The sequence below is a fragment of the Xanthomonas sp. CPBF 426 genome (genome assembly GCF_903989465.1).
Classification (GTDB): Bacteria; Pseudomonadota; Gammaproteobacteria; order Xanthomonadales; family Xanthomonadaceae; genus Xanthomonas; species Xanthomonas euroxanthea.
Genome location: NZ_LR861805.1, coordinates 4,420,977 through 4,442,012, shown reverse-complemented (window position 1 = coordinate 4,442,012; position 21,036 = coordinate 4,420,977). Strand labels below are relative to the sequence as shown.

At 66.8% G+C, this 21,036-nt stretch carries 16 protein-coding genes; 10 read left to right on the top strand and 6 right to left on the bottom strand.

Going from position 1 to position 21,036, the window contains the following annotated elements; genetic code table 11:
• Positions 1 to 3: 3 nt before the first annotated feature.
• Positions 4 to 1,128: an acyl-CoA desaturase gene (locus H7A87_RS18815; protein WP_104584885.1), complete on the top strand. Its 1,125-nt coding sequence runs from the start codon at positions 4 to 6 to the stop codon at positions 1,126 to 1,128.
• A gap of 246 nt (positions 1,129 to 1,374) precedes the next feature.
• Here the strand turns inward: H7A87_RS18815 and H7A87_RS18810 are convergent, their stop codons facing one another.
• Positions 1,375 to 2,934 (bottom strand): EAL domain-containing protein, encoded by a 1,560-nt coding sequence (locus H7A87_RS18810; RefSeq protein ID WP_119129783.1) that lies wholly within the window; start codon positions 2,932 to 2,934, stop codon positions 1,375 to 1,377.
• A 383-nt stretch (positions 2,935 to 3,317) separates the two neighbouring features.
• Between H7A87_RS18810 and H7A87_RS18805 the strand changes: the two genes are divergently transcribed.
• Positions 3,318 to 3,494: a hypothetical protein gene (locus tag H7A87_RS18805; protein WP_010374782.1), complete on the top strand. Its 177-nt coding sequence runs from the start codon at positions 3,318 to 3,320 to the stop codon at positions 3,492 to 3,494.
• Between the two features lie 625 nt (positions 3,495 to 4,119).
• On the opposite strand, the gene H7A87_RS18800 is transcribed toward H7A87_RS18805, so the two are convergent.
• The 3 genes from H7A87_RS18800 to H7A87_RS18790 all read right to left on the bottom strand — a co-directional run bounded on the left by H7A87_RS18800 (position 4,120) and on the right by H7A87_RS18790 (position 6,704).
• Positions 4,120 to 4,629, bottom strand: coding sequence for a lipocalin family protein (locus H7A87_RS18800; protein WP_161960161.1), 510 nt, complete (start codon positions 4,627 to 4,629; stop codon positions 4,120 to 4,122).
• Between the two features lie 272 nt (positions 4,630 to 4,901).
• A complete protein-coding gene (locus H7A87_RS18795; RefSeq protein ID WP_119129780.1) occupies positions 4,902 to 6,422 on the bottom strand; it encodes a YifB family Mg chelatase-like AAA ATPase in 1,521 nt (506 codons plus the stop codon).
• A gap of 15 nt (positions 6,423 to 6,437) precedes the next feature.
• On the bottom strand, positions 6,438 to 6,704 hold the full coding sequence (locus tag H7A87_RS18790) for an accessory factor UbiK family protein (protein WP_119129779.1): 267 nt from the start codon (positions 6,702 to 6,704) through the stop codon (positions 6,438 to 6,440).
• Between the two features lie 191 nt (positions 6,705 to 6,895).
• Here H7A87_RS18790 and H7A87_RS18785 point away from each other — a divergent pair, with 191 nt between their 5' ends.
• The gene (locus H7A87_RS18785) at positions 6,896 to 7,234 is read left to right on the top strand and encodes a P-II family nitrogen regulator (RefSeq protein WP_016904463.1); all 339 of its coding nucleotides are present in this window, start codon (positions 6,896 to 6,898) and stop codon (positions 7,232 to 7,234) included.
• A gap of 201 nt (positions 7,235 to 7,435) precedes the next feature.
• Positions 7,436 to 9,415, top strand: coding sequence for a beta-N-acetylglucosaminidase domain-containing protein (locus H7A87_RS18780; protein ID WP_119129778.1), 1,980 nt, complete (start codon positions 7,436 to 7,438; stop codon positions 9,413 to 9,415).
• Between the two features lie 154 nt (positions 9,416 to 9,569).
• Here H7A87_RS18780 and H7A87_RS18775 read toward each other — a convergent pair whose 3' ends face one another.
• Positions 9,570 to 10,226: an RIO1 family regulatory kinase/ATPase gene (locus H7A87_RS18775; RefSeq protein ID WP_164739214.1), complete on the bottom strand. Its 657-nt coding sequence runs from the start codon at positions 10,224 to 10,226 to the stop codon at positions 9,570 to 9,572.
• Positions 10,227 to 10,507: 281 nt separating this feature from the next.
• Between H7A87_RS18775 and H7A87_RS18770 the strand changes: the two genes are divergently transcribed.
• Together H7A87_RS18770 and H7A87_RS18765 are read left to right on the top strand one after the other, a co-directional pair.
• On the top strand, positions 10,508 to 10,678 hold the full coding sequence (locus H7A87_RS18770) for a hypothetical protein (protein ID WP_180496796.1): 171 nt from the start codon (positions 10,508 to 10,510) through the stop codon (positions 10,676 to 10,678).
• Between the two features lie 184 nt (positions 10,679 to 10,862).
• On the top strand, positions 10,863 to 11,474 hold the full coding sequence (locus H7A87_RS18765) for a PH domain-containing protein (protein ID WP_119129777.1): 612 nt from the start codon (positions 10,863 to 10,865) through the stop codon (positions 11,472 to 11,474).
• A 167-nt stretch (positions 11,475 to 11,641) separates the two neighbouring features.
• Here H7A87_RS18765 and speE read toward each other — a convergent pair whose 3' ends face one another.
• Entirely contained in the window at positions 11,642 to 12,499 is an 858-nt protein-coding gene (gene speE / locus H7A87_RS18760; RefSeq protein ID WP_024939717.1) for a polyamine aminopropyltransferase, read from the bottom strand.
• Positions 12,500 to 12,732: 233 nt separating this feature from the next.
• Between speE and speA the strand changes: the two genes are divergently transcribed.
• The 4 genes from speA to H7A87_RS18740 all read left to right on the top strand — a co-directional run bounded on the left by speA (position 12,733) and on the right by H7A87_RS18740 (position 20,823).
• A complete protein-coding gene (gene speA / locus H7A87_RS18755) occupies positions 12,733 to 14,619 on the top strand; it encodes an arginine decarboxylase (protein WP_119129776.1) in 1,887 nt (628 codons plus the stop codon).
• Between the two features lie 376 nt (positions 14,620 to 14,995).
• Positions 14,996 to 15,262 carry a hypothetical protein gene (locus H7A87_RS18750; RefSeq protein WP_147421126.1) on the top strand — a complete coding sequence of 89 codons (267 nt, stop codon included), beginning with the start codon at positions 14,996 to 14,998 and terminating at the stop codon, positions 15,260 to 15,262.
• A gap of 250 nt (positions 15,263 to 15,512) precedes the next feature.
• The gene (locus tag H7A87_RS18745; RefSeq protein ID WP_119129775.1) at positions 15,513 to 19,496 is read left to right on the top strand and encodes a non-ribosomal peptide synthetase; all 3,984 of its coding nucleotides are present in this window, start codon (positions 15,513 to 15,515) and stop codon (positions 19,494 to 19,496) included.
• Complete coding sequence (locus H7A87_RS18740) at positions 19,489 to 20,823, top strand: glycosyltransferase (RefSeq protein WP_119129774.1); 1,335 nt, start codon at positions 19,489 to 19,491, stop codon at positions 20,821 to 20,823. The genes H7A87_RS18745 and H7A87_RS18740 overlap by 8 nt, the downstream gene beginning before the upstream one ends.
• Positions 20,824 to 21,036: the final 213 nt, after the last annotated feature.

The window sequence follows — 21,036 nt, the reverse complement described above, 5'->3', positions numbered from 1 at the left end:
CTCATGAGCCGAGTCCACAACCGCGCCCTGTCCGCTGCCGAACTGCAGTCCTTCGGCGACGAACTCGACGCCATCCGCGCCCGCGTGCAGGCCCAGGTCGGTGCCGCCGATGCGCGTTACATCCGCCGCATCGTGGCCGCGGTGCGCTGGACCGGCGTGGCCGGACGCGCGCTGCTGTTCCTGGGCGCGTTCGTGCACAGCGTGCTGATCCCGGCGTGGATCGCCGGTGTTGTGCTGCTGACGCTGTCCAAGATCCTGGAGAACATGGAGCTGGGCCACAACGTCATGCACGGCCAGTACGACTGGATGGGCGACCCGCAGCTCAACGGCAACACCTACGAGTGGGACATCGTTGCCACCGGCGACAACTGGCGCAAGACGCACAACTTCAAGCACCACACCTACACCAATGTGCGCGGCATGGACGACGACATCGGCTACGGGCTGCTGCGCATCTTCCCCGAGCAGCGCTGGCGCCCGTTCTACCTGCTGCAGCCGTTCATTGCGGTGGTGTTCGCGTTGCTGTTCGAATGGGGCGTGGCGATCCAGGACCTGCGCCTGGGCCGCTGGTTCGCCGGCAAGATGAAGGCGGCCGAGTTACGCGCCTCGTTCCTGCCGGTCGGCCGCAAGATCGGCCGCCAGATGCTCAAGGACTACATCGTGTTCCCGGCGCTGGCCGGCCCGTTCTTCCTGACCGTGCTGCTGGGCAACCTGGCCGCCAACGTGCTGCGCAGCATCTGGACCTTCGTGATCATCTTCTGCGGTCACTTCACCGCCGATGCGGAAGTGTTCCCGAAGGAGTCGATCCGCAACGAGTCGCGCGGTCACTGGTATCTGCGTCAGCTGCGGGGGTCTTCGAACCTCACCGGCGGCAAGCTGATGAACGTGCTGTCGGGCAATCTGAGCCACCAGATCGAGCACCACTTCTACCCGGACCTGCCGGCCAACCGTTACGCGCAGATTGCGGTCGAGGTGAAGCAGATCTGTGCGCGCTACGGCCAGCACTACAACACCGGCTCGCTGCCGCGTCAGTTCGGCCAGGTGATGTGGCGGATCGTGCGGCATGCGTTCCCGAGCCGGCCCAGGCCGGTACGTCGCCAACGCGAAGGTGCCCTGCAAGGCGCCTGATCGAAAGGGCCGCCACTGGCGGCCCTTTTTCTTGTCGCGCCAGTCAGTCAGGCCTGGCGGCCACACGAGCGTGCGCCTGGTCGGCGTGCGACCTCGTTGCTTTCGGCACGGCGAACCGTCTTGGCCGCGATTCGAGCAGGCCGTGCGTGCCATCCCGCTGATTGCCGTGCCTTGATCGCCGTGCCCGGCTGGTCGACGACTCGCCGTCACGGCTCCAAATCGGTGTTGACGCCGTAGCGGCGCTGGTCAGTGCGCGCCGCCGCGCATCAGCGCGTGGTAGGCGATGAAGCCGGTGGCCGGCAGCGCGCGCGAGAACAGCCAGCCCTGCGCCAGGTCCACGCCGTGCGCGCGCAGATAGTCCAGCTGCTCCTGCCGTTCCACGCCTTCGGCGATGGTGCGCAGTTGCAGCGTCTTGGCCATGTCGATGATGTGCGAGGTCACCGCGCTGGTGGCCGAGTGGGTGCCGATGGTGTCCACGAAGGACTTGTCGATCTTCAGCGCATCCAGCGGCAAGCCTTGCAGGTACTGCAGGCTCGAATAACCGGTGCCGAAGTCGTCGATCGACACCGTGTGGCCGGCACCGCGCAGGTGGGTGATGGTGGTGCGCGCCGCTTCGATGTCCATCAGGCTGCGTTCGGTCGCCTCCACCCACAACTGTCCGCTGTCCACGTTGGTGCCATGCAGCGCCCGGGCCAGCACGGTCTGCACGCGGCCGCTCTTGATGTCGTCGGCGGAGACATTGATGGCCACGTGCAGGGAAGGGTCGGTCGCCAGGGTCGGGCCGAGGTCGCGGATGACTTCGGCCACCACCAGATCGGTGATTGGCAGGATCAGGCCGCTCTCTTCGGCCAGCGGGATGAAGGCATCGGGCGGGATCAACACGCCATCGGGTTGCTGCCAGCGCACCAGCGCCTCGGCACCGACGCAGGCGCCGGTGTCGAGCGCGATGATCGGCTGGTAGTGCACCACGAACTCGTTGCGCTGCACGGCGATTTCCAGCCGCGCCAGCGGCGACAACCGCCGCCGCGAGACCCAGATCACCAGGCTGACCAACAGCAGCGCCAGCGCGATGCCGGCCGGTACCACCTGCAGCCGTGCAGCCGCCAGTGGCCCGCGCAGATACGCCACCGGCTCGGTGACGACCGCGGCCCAGTCGCCGCGGCGGTCGCGGCCGGACAATGCCTGGGCGTCCGGCCCGGGGCCGGATGCAGCGGTCGGCAGCGCGATCAGCAACTGCTCGGCGGCGGTGCCGGTGCTGCTCAGTATCTGGCCGTCCGGCGTGCCAATCGCCAATTGCAGGCCGGGCGGCAGATTGATGTCGGTCAGCGTGGTCGGATTGATCAGCACGTTGTAGTCCCGCAACTGCAAGGCCATCAGCGGGTGGTGCGGATTGGCCAGCGGGCGCAACCGCGTGGTGACTGCGATGCCGCGCTTGACCACGAAGTCGGCAGCGGTGTGCGCCACGACCTCCGGTGATGGGCCCCACGAGGTGCAGCGCAGCCGGCCCTGCTGGAGGTAGCCCAGTTCGACGATGTAATGACTGGCCAGCACCAGCGCGCGCATCTGCGCCAGATGCGGTTGGGAACACGGCTGCAGCGGCGATGCGCCCATGCTCAAGAGCGCACCATGTGCCTCGTCAAAGGCGGTTTCGGTGCGCCGGATCGACAATGCCGCGAGTTGCGCGAGCTTGCCTTCCTCGCGGTCCAGCGCCAGCCGCCATGCCAGGTAGTAGGACAGGCTGATCGGAAGCGTTGCGCACAGCAGCACCAGCAACACGGTCACACTGATGATGCGTTGACGCTTCACCTCACCACCCACATCTGCGGGGAGGCGTGCTCACGCACGACAGCCCGCGCAGGGCAGCGCTGACATGCATCGCCCCACGAACGGCGCGGCGTAGTTGCGCCGCACGCGGGCATGCCGCGGCAAGACGGTGGAGAGAGTGACGGTGGACTGATGAGGCTGCACGTCGCGAATGTACGACAGACGCGTGGGTTGCGCGCGTCCGCGGGGCGAAGCGGATGTGATTTTCTGCAAATGATGGTGCCGGGCGCCGTGGCAATCGGCCTCGTCAATGGATTCACGCGCCTGCACCAGACGGCGCGCTAGGGTCGGGTCGTCTGTGCTCCCGCGTGGGAGCCGCGGCGCCATCCGGCTCCGTGCAAGGCACTCTCCCTGGAGGAATCACCATGACAACGCAGAAAGAACGCGTCGGCGGCACCGATGCAGTGCCGATCTTCAAGATGCAGGAAACCACCCGCGATGGCGAGCTGACCAAGTACGTGGTCGGCGACACCGGTGTTGCCTTCGACAGCCTGGAAGGCGCGCAGGCTGCGGCCAAGGATCTGGGCACGCTCAACGGTTGAGTCGGGCTGCAGTCCGGTCTGCGCAGTCGTTCAATGCCGGAGCGTCGGAGGCGCGGATAGGTCCGAGGGCGCGTGCCCTCACTGCTTGCAGGACAGGCAGTCCATCCTTAGGGGTCCTTGGTGGCATCCATGCCGCCAGGGGCTCCGTAACCAGCCGGGCTACCGCACCGGTAAATCGGTCGGCCGCGTTCCTGGCAGCCTGTCAGTCGGCGTGCGGTGAGCAGATGAGACGTTTGTAGGTTGCGTGTTGAGGGGTTGTCCGCTGCCCGGCTTGCGATGGAACTCTGGCCGCACACGCCATGCCCCGGACACCCCAATCCCTGCACTGCTTGCACCATTCACAGCGATCATCCTGATTGGTCCTTGTTCGCCTACCGCCGCGGGGCCTTGTGCGGCATGGACGCCGCAGAAGAGCCTCCGGGAACGGAGTCACGGCATGTCCCGCGAGGGTGGGCAGGCGCGAGGGTAGGCAAGGGCCCTGCAACCAGGCCGCAGATCAGCCGCTCTTGATCCAGCTCTGCAGTCGATCTATCGGTGCGACCCAATCCCTGCGGACCAGCATTCGCTGGCCGAGGACGCGCGTTCTGGCCACTGGGCAGACTGCGATGTCAGCTGTGCACAGCACTCAGGGAAGTGGCTGCTCGGTCAGTCGCCCGGTATGCGGGGTGTGGATCAACGGGGCCAGGTCGAAGCCCTGCTCGCGCGCATGCGCCAGATAGGCCTGGGTGATGTTTTCGTCCAGCTGCGGCAGCCTTGCCAGCAGCCACAGGTACTTGCGGTCGGGACCGCCGACCAGCGCGGCGGTGTAGTCCGCATCGATGCGCATCACCCAGTAATCGCCTTTGGTGAACGGAATCCAGCGCAGGCCTTCGGGCAGGAAGGTGACTTCCAGCCGCGCGTTGCTGTCGTCGATGGCGCGCGCCTCGCCGACTGCCTCTTCCAGCTCGCCTTCGGCGGTCAGGCAGCGGTTCTGCACCCGCACCGTGCCATCGTCCTGCAGCGAGTAGTGCGCCGATACATCGGTGCAATCGGCATCCTCGAAGCGAATCGGTAGCCGTGCGATCTCGTACCAGGTGCCCAGATAGCGATTCAGATCCAGAGACGGGACGGTGACTAGGTCGGGATGTCGGCTCATGGCGGCCTCTGCGCAGTGGTGTGGCGGACGTTGTACGTGCTTTGCCATGAAATGGATGTTGCGACGCCGGAGAGAGCGGGTGGACGTTTGGGGCCAATGCCGTGTTGCCAGAGAAAGGCGCGTGCACGCTCATTGCAGTCGCACAGGCAGCGAGCGATGGTGCGATGAAGCGGTCGACCGTCCTGCCCTGCTGGAGTGCTTAGCGTCCTAACCAACAGCGTGGAATGGGGTGCGCGGGCGTGCGGTCGCCTCGACGCACCCGGGTCGGCGCATTACGCCGCGCTCGCCGTCTCCACCGCACGATCCAGTTTGCGGTAGCCGATGGCCTCGGTCAGATGCCGGGTGGCAATGGCTGCACTGTCGTCGAGATCGGCGATGGTGCGAGCCACGCGCAGGATGCGATGCATCGAGCGCGCGGAGAGCTGCAGGTGTTCGATGGCGCGTTCCAGCAGCACCTGATCGTCGCCCTGCAGGTGGCAATGATGATCGGTCTGTGCCTGATCCAGTTGTGCGTTGGGTGTGCCGGCACGCGCGAGTTGCCGTTCGCGTGCGGCGACCACGCGTGTACGCACGCTGGCGCTGTCTTCGCCGGGATTGCTGCTGCGCAAGGCATGCGGTGGCAGTCGCGGCACGTCGACATGCAGATCGATCCGGTCCAGCAACGGACCGGAGATGCGGCTGCGGTAGCGGCGGATGCTGTCGCTGCTGCAGCGGCACCGCCCGCTGCCGTCGCCGGCCCATCCGCACGGACACGGGTTCATGGCAGCAACCAGTTGGAACCGCGCCGGGAAATCCACGCTGCGCGCTGCGCGCGAAATCGTCACCAGCCCCGATTCCAGGGGCTCGCGCAACACTTCCAGCGTCTGCCGCTGCCACTCCGGGAGCTCGTCCAGAAACAGCACGCCGTGATGGGCCAGCGAGATCTCGCCGGGACGCGGATGGGTGCCACCACCGACCAACGCGACCGCGCTGGCGGTGTGGTGCGGGGCCCGGTAAGGCCGCTGCCGCCAGCGCGCAAGATCCAGCCCGCGGCCGCTGACCGAGGTGATGGCAGCGGTTTCCAGTGCCTCGGCTTCGCTGGATTCGGGCAACAGGCTGGGCAGGCGCGAGGCGAGCAGGGTCTTGCCGCAGCCGGGGCTGCCGACCAGCAGCAGATGATGGCCGCCGGCGGCGGCGATCTCCAGCGCGCGACGCGCATGCGGCTGGCCGCGCACATCGGCCATGTCGGGCAGGGCACGCGCGCCGAGCGCCGGCACCGCCACCTCGGCGGCCGGTGCCCGTTGGCTGCCGTTGAGCGCGGCGCAGACTTCCAGCAGCGTGCGCGCGGTGAAGGCTTCGACGTGCCCGGCGATGGCCGCTTCGGCGCCGTTGGCCAGCGGCACGATCAGCCGTCTGCCGGCCTGCGCGGCGGCCAGGGCGGCCGGCAGTACTCCATCGACGCCACGTAATTCGCCGGTCAGCGCGAGCTCGCCGAGAAACTCGTAATCGGCCAGGGTTTGGCGATCGATCTGGCCGCTGGCGGCCAGGATGCCGAGGGCGATCGGCAGGTCGAAGCGGCCGCCTTCCTTCGGCAAGTCGGCCGGGGCCAGGTTGATGGTGATGCGCCGGGCGGGAAATTCGAACTGCGCACACAGCAGCGCCGCGCGCACGCGTTCGCGCGATTCGCGTACCGCAGCCTCGGGCAGGCCCACGATCTGGGTGGAGGGAAGCCCGCCGGACAAGTGCACTTCCACCCGAACTTCAGGTGCATGCACCCCCACGCGGGCACGGCTGTGCACCAGCGCCAGACTCATGGTGGAAGGCCCTGGTCAGGGAGCGGTGGGTGGCGCCGCGGGCGCGCGGGCTTCCAGCGCGGCCACGGCCTGTTCCAGCGCGTCGAGTTTCTCGCGCGTGCGCAGCAGTACCGCGCGCTGCACGTCGAACTCTTCGCGGGTGACCAGATCCAGCTTGCCCAGGCCGGCCTGCAGTGCGCCCTTGAAGGTGCCTTGCAGTTCTTCGCGCGATTGGCGCAGGCCCGGCGGCACCAGGTCGCTGAGGCGGCGGGCGAGGTCGTCGAGCTGGTTGAAATCGATCATGGGTGTTCTCCGCAGGTCCGTAGGAAGCCTAGTGCAGGCCGGGACACGCGGAACATCGGCAAGGCAGTCGGCAGGCGGTAAGGATAGTCCCATTCGGCTGTCGGCCGCGGTGACGGCGGTACGCCATGGGGTGAGTGTTATGGCCGTCCACGGTATGCTGCGCGCCCCGTCATGCCCTTGGTACTGCACCGATGAAAATGATCATGGCCATCGTCAAACCGTTCAAGCTCGACGATGTGCGCGAAGCGCTCGCCGGCTGCGGGGTGGCGGGCATCACGGTGACCGAGGTCAAGGGGTTCGGGCGCCAGAAGGGGCACACCGAGCTGTATCGCGGCGCCGAGTACGTGGTCGATTTCCTGCCCAAGGTGAAGATCGAAGTGGCGGTGACCGACGACCAGGCCGAGCGCGTGGTCGAGGCCATCGTGACCGCGGCCGGGACCGGCAAGATCGGCGACGGCAAGGTGTTCGTCTACGACCTGGGCAGCGTGGTGCGGATCCGCACCGGCGAGCTGGATAGCGACGCGCTGTAAGGCGTCGGCAAGCACTCATACCATTTCAATACCGAAGGCCGGGCCAGGCACCCGAGGCCGGCATCGGCAGCTGGCGCATGCGTGTGACCTGGCGTCAGGCTCATTGGAGGCGAAGACCGTCCCGAGATCGGCCCTGCTTGTCGCCACGCGAGGACTTGCCTACTCTAGGGCCTAATACCATTTCAATACCGGAGTTCGGGGATGAAGCGACGCGCTGGAACGTCGGGCTTGCGCCCGCTCTCGCTGTGGCTGGCAGCAGGCCTGGCAGCGGCGGCAGTCCCCGCACTGGCGCAGCCGGTCACCCAGCCGGCGATCTTCCCCACGCCGGTCGCGATCACGCTGGACAGCGGCACGGTCACGCTGGGTCGGTCGGTGGTGCTGGTGGTGGCACCGGGCGCAGATCCGGAGGCGGTCGCGTTGGTGCGCCGCATCCTCGGCACGGCCGGCGTCACCAAGATCGCCACTGCGGCGCGTCTGCCGGCCACGCTCGACCGCCCGCATATCGTGCTCGGCACCGGTGAGGCGGCAGTGGTGCGCGATGCCCTGACCCGCAGCAAGGCAGTGCAGGACACCCACACGGAGGGCTATACGCTGGCCAGCGTGGCACTGGGCACCGGCAGCCTGATCACGCTGGCCGGTCACGACAACGATGGCCTGTTCCACGCGGCGCAGACGCTGCGCCAGCTGGTCGAGCGCCCGGCCATTCCGACCCTGGCGATCCAGGATCATCCGGCGATGCCGATCCGCGGCACCATCGAAGGCTTCTACGGCGCGCCATGGTCGATGGCCGACCGCAGCAAGCACATCGAATTTCTCGCCCGCAGCAAGGCCAATACCTTCATCTATAGCCCCAAGGACGACCCGTATGCGCGCGACCGCTGGCGCGAGGCGTATCCGGCCGCGACGCTGAAGGCGCTCGGCAAGCTGGCGGCCACCGCCAGGCGCAATCACGTCGACTTCGTCTATGCGATCTCGCCGGGGCCGACGGTGTGCTTCTCCGATCCGGCCGATGCCAAGGCACTGCTGCGCAAGTTCGATGCCTTCCGCGCGCTGGGCGTGCGTAGCTTCTACGTGGCGCTGGACGATATCGAATACACCAAGTGGAACTGCGAGCGCGACAAGACCACCTTCGGCGCGTCCGGCGCGCAGGCGGCCGGCATCGCGCAGTCGTATCTGCTCAATCTGGTGCAGGCCGACCTGGTGGCCCGCCACGATGCGTCTTCGGAACTGATCATGGTGCCGACCGAGTATTACGACGCCAAGGAAAGCCCGTACAAGGAAGCGCTGCGCAAGCACCTGGACCCGAAGATCGTGGTGCAGTGGACCGGCACCGACGTGGTGCCGCCGGCCATTTCCATTCCCGATGCACGCGCGGCCACCAAGGCGTTCGGCCGCAAGACGCTGCTGTGGGACAACTACCCGGTCAACGATTTCGAAACCTCGGCCGGGCGCCTGCTGATGGCGCCGTATGCGCGGCGCGAAGCCGGCCTGTCGGCGGAGTTGTCCGGCATCGTCTCCAACCCGATGAATCAGGAAGTGCCCAGCCGGGTCGCGGTGATGGGGCTGACCGCGTTCGCATGGAACGACACTGGCTACGATGCCCAGCGCACCTGGCACGCGGCCGCGCGCGACCTGGCCGGTGGCCACGCGCAGGTGACCTCCGCGCTGCTGACCTTCTTCGATACCCAGCATCTGGCGCCGACCTTCGGCAGCCAGCCGTGGCAGGAACAGGCGCCGCGCCTGAAGGCCGTGCTCGACCATGTACGCGAGACGATTGCGCTCGGCGATGCGGCGGCGCGCAGCCAGGCCATCGCCGAACTGGCGCGTACGGCGGACGCGTTCGCGGCTGCGCCGCAGGTCATCCGTACGGGCGTGGCCGACAAGGGCTTTGCGGAACAGTCGCGTCCCTGGCTGGAGGCGATGGACGGCTGGGGCCGCGCGCTGCAGCAGACTGCGGCCGGGCTGGATGCCGCCAATCGTGGTGACGCGCAGGCGTCCGTTGCGTTTGCCGATGCCAAGCGGATCGCTGCCGAAGCCGCAGCAATCGTCTCGATTCCCGGCGCCACGCGCTTCGGGGGCCCGGTCAAGATTGCCGATGGCGTGCTGGACCGCTTCATCGCCGACGCGCCGCGCCTGATCGCCTACAAGGCGCCCGCCGGGTCGGCGGCGGTGGAGCACTGATGGTGCTGTTGGCGGCTGAGAGTCGCTGACACAGCGACTGTGCTCACCGGCAGGCGGGCGCAGCCGCTGCCAGGTGCGGCTGCACCCGCACACGCCGGTACCCCGCGCCGTCCGCACCTCTCTGACGCATGCTCGTCAGGCGGCTCCGAGCTGTTTACGCGCCGCGCTTGAGGCGGCGATAGAGCCGCTTCCAGCCGCCGCGAAGGGTACCCACCCAGCGCGGTTCGGCGCTGCGTGCGGCCTCGTCGGCGGTCGGTGCGATCCCGGCCAGGCGCTGGCGCATCTTCTGGAAATTGGCCACGTCGCTGCGCTGCAGCTGGCGTGCCAGCGTGCCGCGCCGCAACCAGCGCGGGAAGCGCCAGGCCGAGGTGAAATCGATCAACACCGGCACCCCGGCACTGACCACCACGTTGGTGCCGTGCAGATCGTTATGGGTGATGCCGAACGCATGCAGGCGACGCAGTGCCTGCTGCAATTGTTGAAAGACTTCCTGGCCGACCACCGCACTGGCACTGAGAGTGTCGCCGGGGATGAACTCCATGCCCAGCGCCAGACCACCCAACGTGCCGAGCAGGGCCGGCGCATGCCGCCAACCGTGCAGGCGGGCCAGCATCTTCGCCTCGTGGCGCACCATCAGCCGCGCGACCGGCGCCAGCAGCGTGCGGCGGTAGCGGCTGTAGTCCTTGACCACCGCCAGCTGTCCATCCAGATGTGTGCGATAGACGTTGGGCTCGAGCAGCCGGGTGCCCTGCTTGAGCAGCACCGGCGTGACGATTTGCAGGCTGGAGGTGTCCAGCGGCTGGTAATGCATGGCAAGTCTCCGGACCTTGTCGGCGCGGAGGAATCACGCGTCTGGCAGGTTCACGATGATCGCGAGGGATCGGTCCGGTGAATTTTAGAACTTGGAAGTATGGTAATTACATTTGTTTAACAAATGAAATGTTCCGGGAGTGGAACGGTTTTAAGAATCAACAGCTTGCCGCGTCATCTAAGACTCATCCTGTCGCTGTATCCGGGCGGCGCGCTGCATGCAGCCGGCGACTTGGTACGCAGGGCGTGCCGTGCCCATCGGCGTGGCGGGCTTCGACGTCGGTGGCCGCTCTGGGTACGGGCTGCGGCGTGGCTATCGGCCAGCATGTCAGTGTGAGCGCGCCCCACACGAACGACCTGCATGCCGACGAGTACGACGACGAAGACATCACGATCAATCGTACCGACGTGTTGAGCTTCGGCGCCGGAGTCCGTTTTTTGAGCCAGCGATAAAACCAGCGTGGTGCCCACAGCAAGGCGATGGCGACATCCGCCTTGTTGCCGTTGGGGCTGTCTGAAGCACTCAGCGATCCGGCGCCGTGCATTGCTGGCCGGGTTTCTGATCGGCACCACGAAGGCACGGATGTGGTGTCATACAGGACAACGCTGCGGCGCAGGCGATCACGACGAGGAAGGTATGGAGGTCTTTACGCAATTCCTGGCCGACGAGCAGGACCCGGTGGCCGTGGGCAAGATCCTGCCCAAGGTAAACGAGTTGCTGACGCGGGACGAGCAGGTCGAGTACATCGCGGTGCAGAAGAAAATGGTGGTGAACCTGTCGCCGGCCGCGGTGGTGCTGACCACTCGCAGATTCATCGTGGTGCACCCCACGCTGTTCGGGATGACGTTTCGCGATGTCCCCTGGCGCGAGGTGCTCGACGTGCACATGAGCGAGCAGATGCTGGGAGCGACGATCATGTGCCGCACCACGCAGGGCGGCTACCTGTCCATCGACAGCCTGCCCAAGAAACAGGCCCGGCGGGTCTACGCCTATGCGCAGCAGGTGGAAGAATCGGCCTACGAAAAGCGCCAGCAGCTGGAGTTCGACAAGTTGCGCGCCTCGGCCGGTGGCGTGGTGGTGCATGCACCCGGCGCGCAGGGCGGCATGCCGTCTACATCGCCGAGCACGGCAGCCGCCGCGGACGATCCGATACAGGTGCTGAGCAAGCTCAGGCAATTGCTGGATGCGGGGCTGGTCACCCAGGAGGAGTTCGACGCCAAGAAAACCGAGGTGCTGGCACGGTTGTAGGCGCTCGGCACGGTTACCTGGCCGTGGCCACGGCCAGGACCGACAAACGACTGCGCCGATCGCCAGGCGGGCGCGGCCGCGGCCCGGAACCGGCGGGAACCAGGCCTCCCATGGCTCCCGTCGCGCCACCCGTACCTGCCGGCAGCGCGACGGGCTGACAGTTACGCTTACTCGCCCAGCGCCTTGGCCACGAACGGCGGTGCGACCAGCACGCCGGTATGCAGGTGCGCGGTGTAGTACAGCGTCTCGAAGCCCTTGGCCTGTGCGGCGTCCTGGCGGAAGGCGAAATCGGCGTTGGCCTGCTTGCTGGCCATGGTCACGCTCCACCAGCCGGTGGGGTAGCACGGCTGCGGGAACGGCAGCGTCTTGAACGACTGGAAGCCGGCCTTGCCCATTTCGGTGCGCATTTCCTTGATCAGCTCCAGCAGCGCCAGCGGCGACTCGGACTGCTGCACCAGGATGCCGTCGTCCTTCAGTGCCTTGAAGCAGCTCTCGTAGAAAGCCTTGTTGAACAGGCCTTCGGCCGGGCCGACCGGATCGGTGGAGTCGACGATCACGATGTCCACGCTGCCGGCCGGGCAGTTCGCCATGTAGGCCACGCCGTCGTCGAACAACAGCTCGGCGCGCGCGTCGTGGTTGGAGTCGCACAGCTCGGGGAAATACTTCTCCGACATGCGGGTGACCTGCTCGTCGATATCGCACTGGGTGGCGCTTTCCACGCCCGGGTGCTTGAGCACCTCGCGCAGCGTGCCGCAGTCGCCGCCGCCGATGATCACCACGCGCTTGGGCGCGGCGTGGGTGAACAGCGCAGGGTGGCTGATCATCTCGTGGTAGAAGAAATTGTCGCGGCTGGTCAGCATCACCGCGCCGTCGATCAGCATCAGCTTGCCCCAGTCGGTGGTCTGGTAGATCTCGATCTTCTGGAACGGGGACTGCACCTCGTCCAGCTTGCCGCTGATGCGGAAGCCGATGGCCGAGCCGGTCGGCTGGAAGTGTTCGATGTACCAGTTGTCGTTGGCGCTCATGCAAAGTCCTAAAGATGGGGGCTGTTGCTTCTCCCGCCGGGAGAAGGTGGCGCGAAGCGCCGGATGAGGGGTGGGCGCCGCCGCGTGCAAGCAAGCTGCTGGCGGCCGTCCCGACCCCCTGCCAACCCCGCTCCGACCAGGAGCAGGGCGTGAAGTCGGCGCGGATTGTAACGGACCCTGCGCGTGCCAGGCGTTACACTTCACGCCCTTTTTGCCCCAGCCGAGTCAGCGAAATGAGCGATTGGTCCCTCGACCAAGCCCGCAAGACCTATTCGATCCCGCATTGGGCCGACGGGTATTTCGACGTGAACGATGCCGGACATGTAGTGGTCACGCCGACCAGCGACGGCCCGTCGGTGTCGTTGCCCGAGGTGGTGGACGCCGCGCGCGCGGCCGGCGCCAAGCTGCCGCTGCTGGTGCGTTTCCCCGACATCCTGGGCCAGCGCCTGGGCAAGCTGCAGGCGGCGTTCGCGCAGGCGCAGTCCGAATGGGATTACGCCGGCGGCTACACCGCGGTGTACCCGATCAAGGTCAACCAGCATCGCGGCGTGGCCGGCACCCTGGCCAGCCACCACGGTGACGGCTTCGGCCTGGAAGCGGGCAGCAAGCCGGAGCTGATGGCGGTGCTGGCGCTGTCGCGTCCGGGCGGGCTGATCGTCTGCAACGGCTACAAGGACCGCGAATACATCCGCCTGGCGCTGATCGGCCGCAAGCTCGGCCTGCAGACCTTCATCGTCATCGAAAAGCCCTCCGAGCTGAAGCTGGTGCTGGAAGAGGCGCGCGCGCTGGACGTCAAGCCGGGCCTGGGCGTGCGCATGCGCCTGGCCTCGCTGGGCGCGGGCAAGTGGCAGAACAGCGGCGGCGACAAGGCCAAGTTCGGGCTGTCGCCGCGTCAGGTGCTGGACCTGTGGAAGACGCTGCGCGACACCGAGTACGCCGACAGCCTGAACCTGCTGCATTTCCACATGGGATCGCAGATCTCCAACGTGCGCGACATCGCCAACGGCATGCGCGAGGCCACGCGCTATTTCGTGGAGCTGTCGCGGCTGGGCGCCAGGATCAGCCACGTGGACGTCGGCGGCGGTCTGGGTATCGATTACGAAGGCACGCGCTCGCGCAGCTATTGCTCGATCAACTACGGCCTGCATTCCTACGCCAGCAACATCGTGCAGCCGTTGGCCAGCGCCTGCGAAGAGCACGGCCTGACCCCGCCGCGCATCGTCACCGAATGCGGCCGCGCCATGACCGCTCACCACGCGGTGCTGATCGCCAACGTGTCCGAAGTGGAGCAGGCGCCGGAAGGCCGCGTGCCCGACGCGCACGACGACGAACCGGCGGCGATCCGCCACCTGCGCGAGATCCACGACGAGCTCGATGTGCGCCCGGCGGTGGAACTGTTCCAGGAGGCGCAGCATTTCCACGCCGAAGGCTTGAGTGCGTATGCACTGGGCCAGATCGACCTGACCCACCGCGCGCGCATCGACGACTTGTTCTATGCGATCGCGCACGGCGTGCGTGCACGCCTGAGCTTCGACGAAAAGAGCCATCGCCCGGTGCTGGACGAACTCAACGAGCGGCTGGTGGACAAGTACTTCGTCAACTTCAGCGTGTTCGAGTCGATCCCGGATGTGTGGGCGATCGATCAGGTGTTTCCGATCGTGCCGATCGAGCGCCTGAACGAAGCGCCGCAGCGGCGCGGCATCATTGCCGACATGACCTGCGATTCCGACGGCATGGTCAAGACCTATGTCGAGAACGAAAGCCTGGACAGCTCGATGCCGCTGCACACGTTGAATGCAGGCGAGAGCTATCGCATCGGCTTTTTCCTGGTTGGCGCCTACCAGGAAATCCTCGGCGACATCCATAACCTGTTCGGCGATACCGATGCGGTGGAAGTGGCCGTGGATGGCGACGGCTATCGCATCGCGCAGCAGCGTCGTGGCGATACCACCGATGTGATGCTGGACTACGTGGGGTATCAGCTGGACACGCTGCGTGCGACCTATGCCGAGCGCATTGCCGCCGCGCAGCTATCGCCCGAGCGCGCGCAGGAACTGAGCGATGCACTGGAAGCAGGGTTGACCGGTTACACCTATCTGTCCGACGAACCGTTGGGCTGATGCACTGCGCGCTGCGGCCGATGCCGTGGCGCGCCGTTTTGTTGTCACTCCGCGCGCAATGCATGGAAGAGGTGGGCCGCAGCACAGCGATGCGGCCGGCATGTGACGTGCCTCAGGTGTTGAACCGGCGCCATCGCCGGACGCCGTGGTTTCTGCGCGCCTAGGCGATGCCGGTGACGTACCGCCCATCGACGGCCTGCGAGACCCCACGCCATCTGCTCTAGCCAGGAGCTGGCCACGCATCCCACGGCTGTGCATGCGTGGCCGACGCGGCGTGGCAATGACAGTCAGATAACCCTCGCGTGACGCTGCGGTTGCAATCCGCATTCCAAAAAAGTGCGGTGCCCTGCGCAGTGGTTGTGCCCGCAGTGCACTGATGTCAATGCCGTTGCATGCAGTGGTCTTGGTGCGCGCGGTTCCGGGCATGTTGCGAAACAGGGCCAAATTCCCGGCAAAGAACGCCCTGGCCACGTTGCCGGGTGATGCATGGCAGTCTGGTCCGCAGCGCGCGGCGTGTGGGAAACGCCATCTGTGGACGTACGCATCTGGAACACTAATTGAAATCACACTTCAGCACATGATTTTTGCAGGCGACGCGGATTTCGTGATTTTTGCACGGGTTATCGCGTTGGCTAATTGTTAGTGTTTGTTTAACTTGTCGGGAAACAAGTGCTTTAAAGAAAGCCGGTGCACGTCGTTGTCTCGACGCTGCACGTCGCTTCGTGGTGCGTTCCCATTGTGCGTTTCCATCGTGTATCGCCGGCCTGCGCCGGCGGTCGTCGGTGTCTCTTACCTCACGTTTTCAAGGCCATGTGCTGATCCGGCGTCCCAGTGACCGCGTTGCGGGCATGGCGCACCGGGCGACTGCGCGCCATACAAGAAGGATGCACGCCATGCACGCTGACGCCTCTCCCGTGTTTCCCCTGACCAAAGCGCAACGCGGCCTGTGGGTCGCCAACAAGTTGCACACCGACAACACCTTGATGTTGTCCGAAGCCCTGGAAATGGTCGGCCCGCTCGATCCGCAGCTGCTGATCCGCGCCAGCATGCAGCTGACGCGCGAATTCGACACGCTGCGGCTCTGCATCGTCGAGCACGACGGCGTGCCGCATCAGGTGGTCCTGCCCGACTACACCGCCGCGATTCCGTACTTCGACGTCAGCGAAGATCCTTCCCCGCGCACTGCGGCCGAGCACTGGGTCGATGAAGAAATCCGCAAGCCGGAAGACCTGCAGAACGGGCCGTTATGGCATTGCGCGGTATTCCGCCTGGGCGAGGATCACCACATGTGGGTGCAATGCGTCAGTCATCTGGTGATGGATGGCTATTGCGCCTCGATCATGATGCAGCGCATGGCGGTGCTGTATAACGCCTACGCAGAAAACATCGAGCCGGCGCCTGCGCAATATGGCAGCGCGCTGTCGCTGATCGAACTCGAGCAGCAGTATCGCGACTCCGATCGCTTTCAGCGCGACCGCAGCTACTGGATGCAGCAGCTGGCCGATCTGCCACCGCCGGCAACCCTGGCACGTCCGGGCAGCCAGCTGTCGACCGGGCTGTTGCGTGGCACCGGGCAGTTCTCGCCGCAGCAGGTGACGCGGCTGCGTGCGCTGGGCAAGGACCATGGAGCCAGCCTGCCGCAGATGCTGATTTCGCTGATCGCCGCCTATTACTACCGCTGCACCGGCACCGAGGATCTGGTGCTGGCCATGCCGGTGACCGGCCGCATCAATGCGCGTTACCGGCAGACCGCAGGCCTGGTGGCCAATGTGATTTCGCTGCGCCTGAAAATGGATCCGCAGCAGCCGGTGCATGCCCTGTTCGCGCAGGTGTCCTCGGTGGTCAGGCATGCGCTGCGCCACCAGCAATACCGCTTCGAGGATGTGCGCCGCGATCTGGGCATGTTCGGGATCGACCAGAAGTTCGCACGCCTGGCGGTGAACATCGAAGCCTTCGACTACGCACTGCGCTTTGGCCAGGCCCATGCGATGCCGCATAACCTCTCCAACGGCCCGGCCGATGATCTGACCATCTTCTGCTACGAGCGCGGCGACGGTGCCGCGTTGCGCTTCGATCTGGATGCCAATCCGGCGTTGTACGACAGCGACGAACTGGCCGACCATTGCCGCCGCCTGACCCATCTGGCCGATGCGGTATTGGCCGACCCGGAGTGCGCGCTGGGCCAGATCGATGTGCTGGGCGATGCGGAACGCCACCGCCTGTTGCACACCTGGAACGCCACCGCCGCGGCGTTGCCGGAACCGGCCACGTTGCTGCACGGCATGCTGCAGCGCGCCGAGCTGATGCCGGCAGCGGTGGTGGTGGAATACGACAACCGCACCCTGGATTACGCCACGCTGTGCGAACTGGCCTCGCGCATCGCCGCGCAATGGGTGGCCGATGGCGTCCGCCCCGGCGATGTGGTCGCCATCGCGTTGCCGCGCAGCGAGCACTTGCTGGTGGCCCTGCTGGCGGTGATGTGGAGCGGGGCGGCGTATCTGCCGCTGGACCCGGAAAGCCCGGCCGCGCGCAACCGGCAGATGCTCAACGATTCCGGCGCCATCGCGCTGGTCTGCGAGCCGGCGTTGTGCGAGCGCTATCTGCTCGGTGGCATGGTCTGGCTGGATCCGCGCCCGGCGGTGTTGCCGGCGGCGATCGCGCCGCTGGCCACGCCGGACGGGACTGCCTACCTGCTGTACACCTCCGGCTCGACCGGCGCGCCCAAGGGCGTGGAAATCAGCCATCGCAATCTGTTCAATTTCCTGCATGCGATGGAGCATGAGCTGGCATTGCGCCCACGCGACCGCGTGCTGGCAGTCACCACCATCACCTTCGATATCGCCGGGCTGGAGCTGTATCTGCCGTTGCTGGTGGGCGCGCGCGTGGTCATCGCACCGGCCGGCATCACCCACGATCCACGCAGCCTGTCGCGGTTGATCGCGCACGCGCAGATCAGCGTGGTGCAGGCGACCCCATCGCTGTGGCGCATCCTGCTGGCCAACCAGGATCTGGCGCTGGACCGCATCCACGCCCTGGTCGGTGGTGAAGCCCTGGTGCCGGAACTGGCGACCCAGCTGCTGAGCCGGGTCGGGCGCCTGACCCAGTTGTACGGGCCGACCGAAACCACGATCTGGTCGACCATCATGCCGTTGCAGCTGACCGACGCCGCCGCTCCGCCGATCGGCCGGCCGCTGCTCAATACGCGTGTCTATGTGCTCGATGCACAGCGGCAACCGCTGCCGACCGGCGCGATCGGCGAGTTGTACATCGGCGGTGCGGGCGTGGCCAAGGGCTATCGCGGCAAGCGCCAGCTGACCAGCGAGCGGTTCGTGCGTGACCCGTTCGCCAACGACGGCAGCAACATGTACCGCACCGGCGACCGCGTGCGTCAGCGCCGCGACGGCATGCTGGAATTCATCGGCCGCGCCGACGCGCAACTGAAGATCCGCGGCCATCGCGTGGAGCCGGCCGAAATCGAAAACGCCTTGCTGCTGCATTCGCAGGTGGCGCAGGCGGTGGTGGTCGGTCATCGCGATGGCGACCACGATGCGCTGCAGTTGCTGGCGTATGTGGTGGGCAAGCAGGGCGCAACGCCATCGCCCGAGCTATTGCGTGCGCATCTGCAGCAGCGCCTGCCGGCGTCGATGATTCCCACCTTGTGGATGCCGTTGCAGGCATTGCCGCTGACACCCAATGGCAAGCTGGATCGCCGCGCCTTGCCGTCGCCGGGTGCGCTGCCGCAGCGCGCGCATGTGGCGCCGCGCGACGCGCTCGAACACCAGCTGGCGGCGATGCTGCAGGACGTGCTGGGGATCGAGGCGGTGGGTGTGGAAGACAACTTCTTCGAGCTCGGCGGCGACTCGCTGCGCGCGGCGGAAATGGCCGCACGCTTCCCGCAGGCGTTCGGTGTCGAACTGCCGTTGGGCAGCCTGTTCCATGCACCGACCATCGCCGGCCTGGCCGAGGTGATCAAGCGCAACGTACAGACCCCGAACGACCCGCTCGGCGTGCTGTTGCCGCTGCGTGCCGGCACCCCGGGCACGACGCCGCTGTTCTGCATCCATCCGGTGGTCGGTCTGGGCTGGTCGTATCTCACCTTGCTCGGCCAGCTCGATCCGCAGTGGCCGGTATATGCCCTGCAGTCGCCGGGCTTGAGCGACCCGCAGCATCGCCCGGAAAGCATCGAGGCGATTGCACGCGACTATCTGGCGCGGCTGCGCACGGTGCAGCCGCAGGGGCCGTACCGGTTGATTGGCTGGTCGCTGGGCGGCTTGATCGCCCATGCCATCACCGCCGAACTGCATGCGCTGGGCGAAGAAGTCGAACTGCTGGCGATGCTCGACAGCTACCCGCACCTGGAGCAGGCCGCGTCGCTGCCGGAATCGGAAAACGTGCGTGCATCGGTGCATGCGCTGGGCCTGCATCTGGCCCATGGCCAGCCGATGCCGACCACGGTTGCCGAACTGGCCAGCCTGCTGTGCGATCACTACGGGTTGAACGACCTGCCCGCGGTGCGCCAGCTGCTCGAACAACGTCCCACATTGCTGGACGACATGGGCGGCATGACCCAGCACCACCTGCAGCTGGCGCGGCGCCATCGCCCCAAGCCGCTGGACCAGGATGTGGTGTTCGTCGAAGCCAGCGTGCGCATGAGCTCCGGCGGCGACGATACGGTATGGGTGGATTACCGGCCGCAGGCCTGGCGCCCGTACGTGCGCAACCTGCACCTGCATGCGCTCGACAGCGACCACCATTCGATGCTGTCGCCCACGCATTCGGCCACGCTCAGTGCATTGCTGCACGCGGCCACTGCGAAAGCCGTACAACGTGATGGCCGCATCGCCACCGCCAGCGACGGGGTGGCCGAATATGCCTGAGTCTTCCTTCAACGCGGGACGCCGCCCGGTGCTGATCGCCACCCTGGGCACGCATGGCGATGTGCGCCCGATCATTGCGCTGGGGCGTGGCTTGCAGGAGCGCGGTTACCCGGTGCGGGTGCTGACCAGCGCCAACTTTGAATCGCTGATCCGTGCCAACGGGCTGGAGTTCTTCCCGCTCAGCGGCGACCACCAGAAGCTGTTGCAGGGCCATCCGGATGTCGCCGAGATGCGCGGTGGCTGGCGCGGCATCTGGGGCACCTTGCGCGCCCAGCTGCTGGAGTGGGCACGCGACTGGGCCGCGCAGGGCTGCGCGGCCTGTGCCGATGCCGGCCTGATTCTCGGCGTCGGCAGCGCGAGCCTGCTGGCGCACAGCCTGGGCCAGGCCTACGGGTTGCCGGTGGTGCTCACGCAATTGCAGCCGCTGACCGCCTCGCGCCACGTGCCGTTGATGGTGATGCCCACCGTACGTCTGCCCGGGCTGGTGAGTGTGGCGCTGCATCATGCGGTGCGCTTTGCCGGCTGGCAGCTGATGCGTCCGGCGCTCAACGGTATCGTGCGCCCGGCATTGGGGTTGCCGGCGTATCCGTGGAGCGGTCCCGATCGCAGTGCGCAGCGCGTGGTGTATGGCTACAGCGAGCATCTGTGCCCACGTCCGCCGGACTGGCCGGATCGGGCCCAGGTCAGCGGTTTCTGGCAGTTGCCGCAGCCGCAGTGGCAGCCGCCGGCCGCGCTGGAGGCATTTTTGCAGGCGGGCCCGCCGCCGCTGTACATCGGTTTCGGCAGCATGATCAGCAGCGATGCGGCGCAGCTCACCGCCACCGTCAAGGCGGCGGTGCGTCTGACCGGTCAGCGCGCGCTGCTGGCCAGCGGCTGGGGCGGGCTGGCGGCCGGGGAAGATGCGTCCGACGATGCCGGGCGCTTCTTCCAGCTGGAACAGGCACCGCACGATTGGCTGTTTCCACGGGTGTCGGTGGCGGTGCATCACGGCGGTGCCGGCACCACCGGTGCGGCGCTGGCTGCGGGGATTCCGTCGGTGGTGCTGCCGTTCGGCTACGACCAGCCGTTCTGGGCGCATTGCCTGGCCCAGCGCGGCGTCGCGCCGCCGGCGCTTGCACGGGCCGGATTGCAGCCGGAGACCCTGGCCGATGCCATCGGCCAGGCCAGCGCGCCGGGCATGCGCGCGGCGGCACGCGCGCTGGGCCAGCGCATCCGCGAGGAGGACGGAATCGGCCGGGCAGTGGACCAACTGGAAGCATGGGGATTGCTGGAACCGGCGGTGACGCTGGCGCAGGGAGCGCGCGTCGAGCAGCAGGCTGTCGCGTGATGGATGACGCCGTGGGGAAGCCACCGCATCGACAGCGGTTTGGCGGCCGCAATGCGGCTGGTGGCTGTACCGAAGGTCTCCGGGTGCGGCACCGGTGGAGTGCAGGGCGTGTTGCTGTCGCCGCTAGCTGGTCGACGGCAGCAGGCCTGCACTGCTGACAGACGTCGAGAACGCGTCTGCGTTGCCGGCACGAGCCGGCGAGCGCGGCCAACG

Coding starts and splice junctions, on each gene's coding strand:
- H7A87_RS18790 (WP_119129779.1), bottom strand. CDS start 6,704: ATGATCGATTTCAACCAGCTCGACGACCTCGCCCGCCGCCTCAGCGAC.
- H7A87_RS18800 (WP_161960161.1), bottom strand. CDS start 4,629: ATGAGCCGACATCCCGACCTAGTCACCGTCCCGTCTCTGGATCTGAAT.
- speA (WP_119129776.1), top strand. CDS start 12,733: ATGAGCGATTGGTCCCTCGACCAAGCCCGCAAGACCTATTCGATCCCG.
- H7A87_RS18765 (WP_119129777.1), top strand. CDS start 10,863: ATGGAGGTCTTTACGCAATTCCTGGCCGACGAGCAGGACCCGGTGGCC.
- H7A87_RS18795 (WP_119129780.1), bottom strand. CDS start 6,422: ATGAGTCTGGCGCTGGTGCACAGCCGTGCCCGCGTGGGGGTGCATGCA.
- speE (WP_024939717.1), bottom strand. CDS start 12,499: ATGAGCGCCAACGACAACTGGTACATCGAACACTTCCAGCCGACCGGC.
- H7A87_RS18745 (WP_119129775.1), top strand. CDS start 15,513: ATGCACGCTGACGCCTCTCCCGTGTTTCCCCTGACCAAAGCGCAACGC.
- H7A87_RS18805 (WP_010374782.1), top strand. CDS start 3,318: ATGACAACGCAGAAAGAACGCGTCGGCGGCACCGATGCAGTGCCGATC.
- H7A87_RS18815 (WP_104584885.1), top strand. CDS start 4: ATGAGCCGAGTCCACAACCGCGCCCTGTCCGCTGCCGAACTGCAGTCC.
- H7A87_RS18785 (WP_016904463.1), top strand. CDS start 6,896: ATGAAAATGATCATGGCCATCGTCAAACCGTTCAAGCTCGACGATGTG.
- H7A87_RS18750 (WP_147421126.1), top strand. CDS start 14,996: ATGTCAATGCCGTTGCATGCAGTGGTCTTGGTGCGCGCGGTTCCGGGC.
- H7A87_RS18775 (WP_164739214.1), bottom strand. CDS start 10,226: ATGCATTACCAGCCGCTGGACACCTCCAGCCTGCAAATCGTCACGCCG.
- H7A87_RS18740 (WP_119129774.1), top strand. CDS start 19,489: ATGCCTGAGTCTTCCTTCAACGCGGGACGCCGCCCGGTGCTGATCGCC.
- H7A87_RS18780 (WP_119129778.1), top strand. CDS start 7,436: ATGAAGCGACGCGCTGGAACGTCGGGCTTGCGCCCGCTCTCGCTGTGG.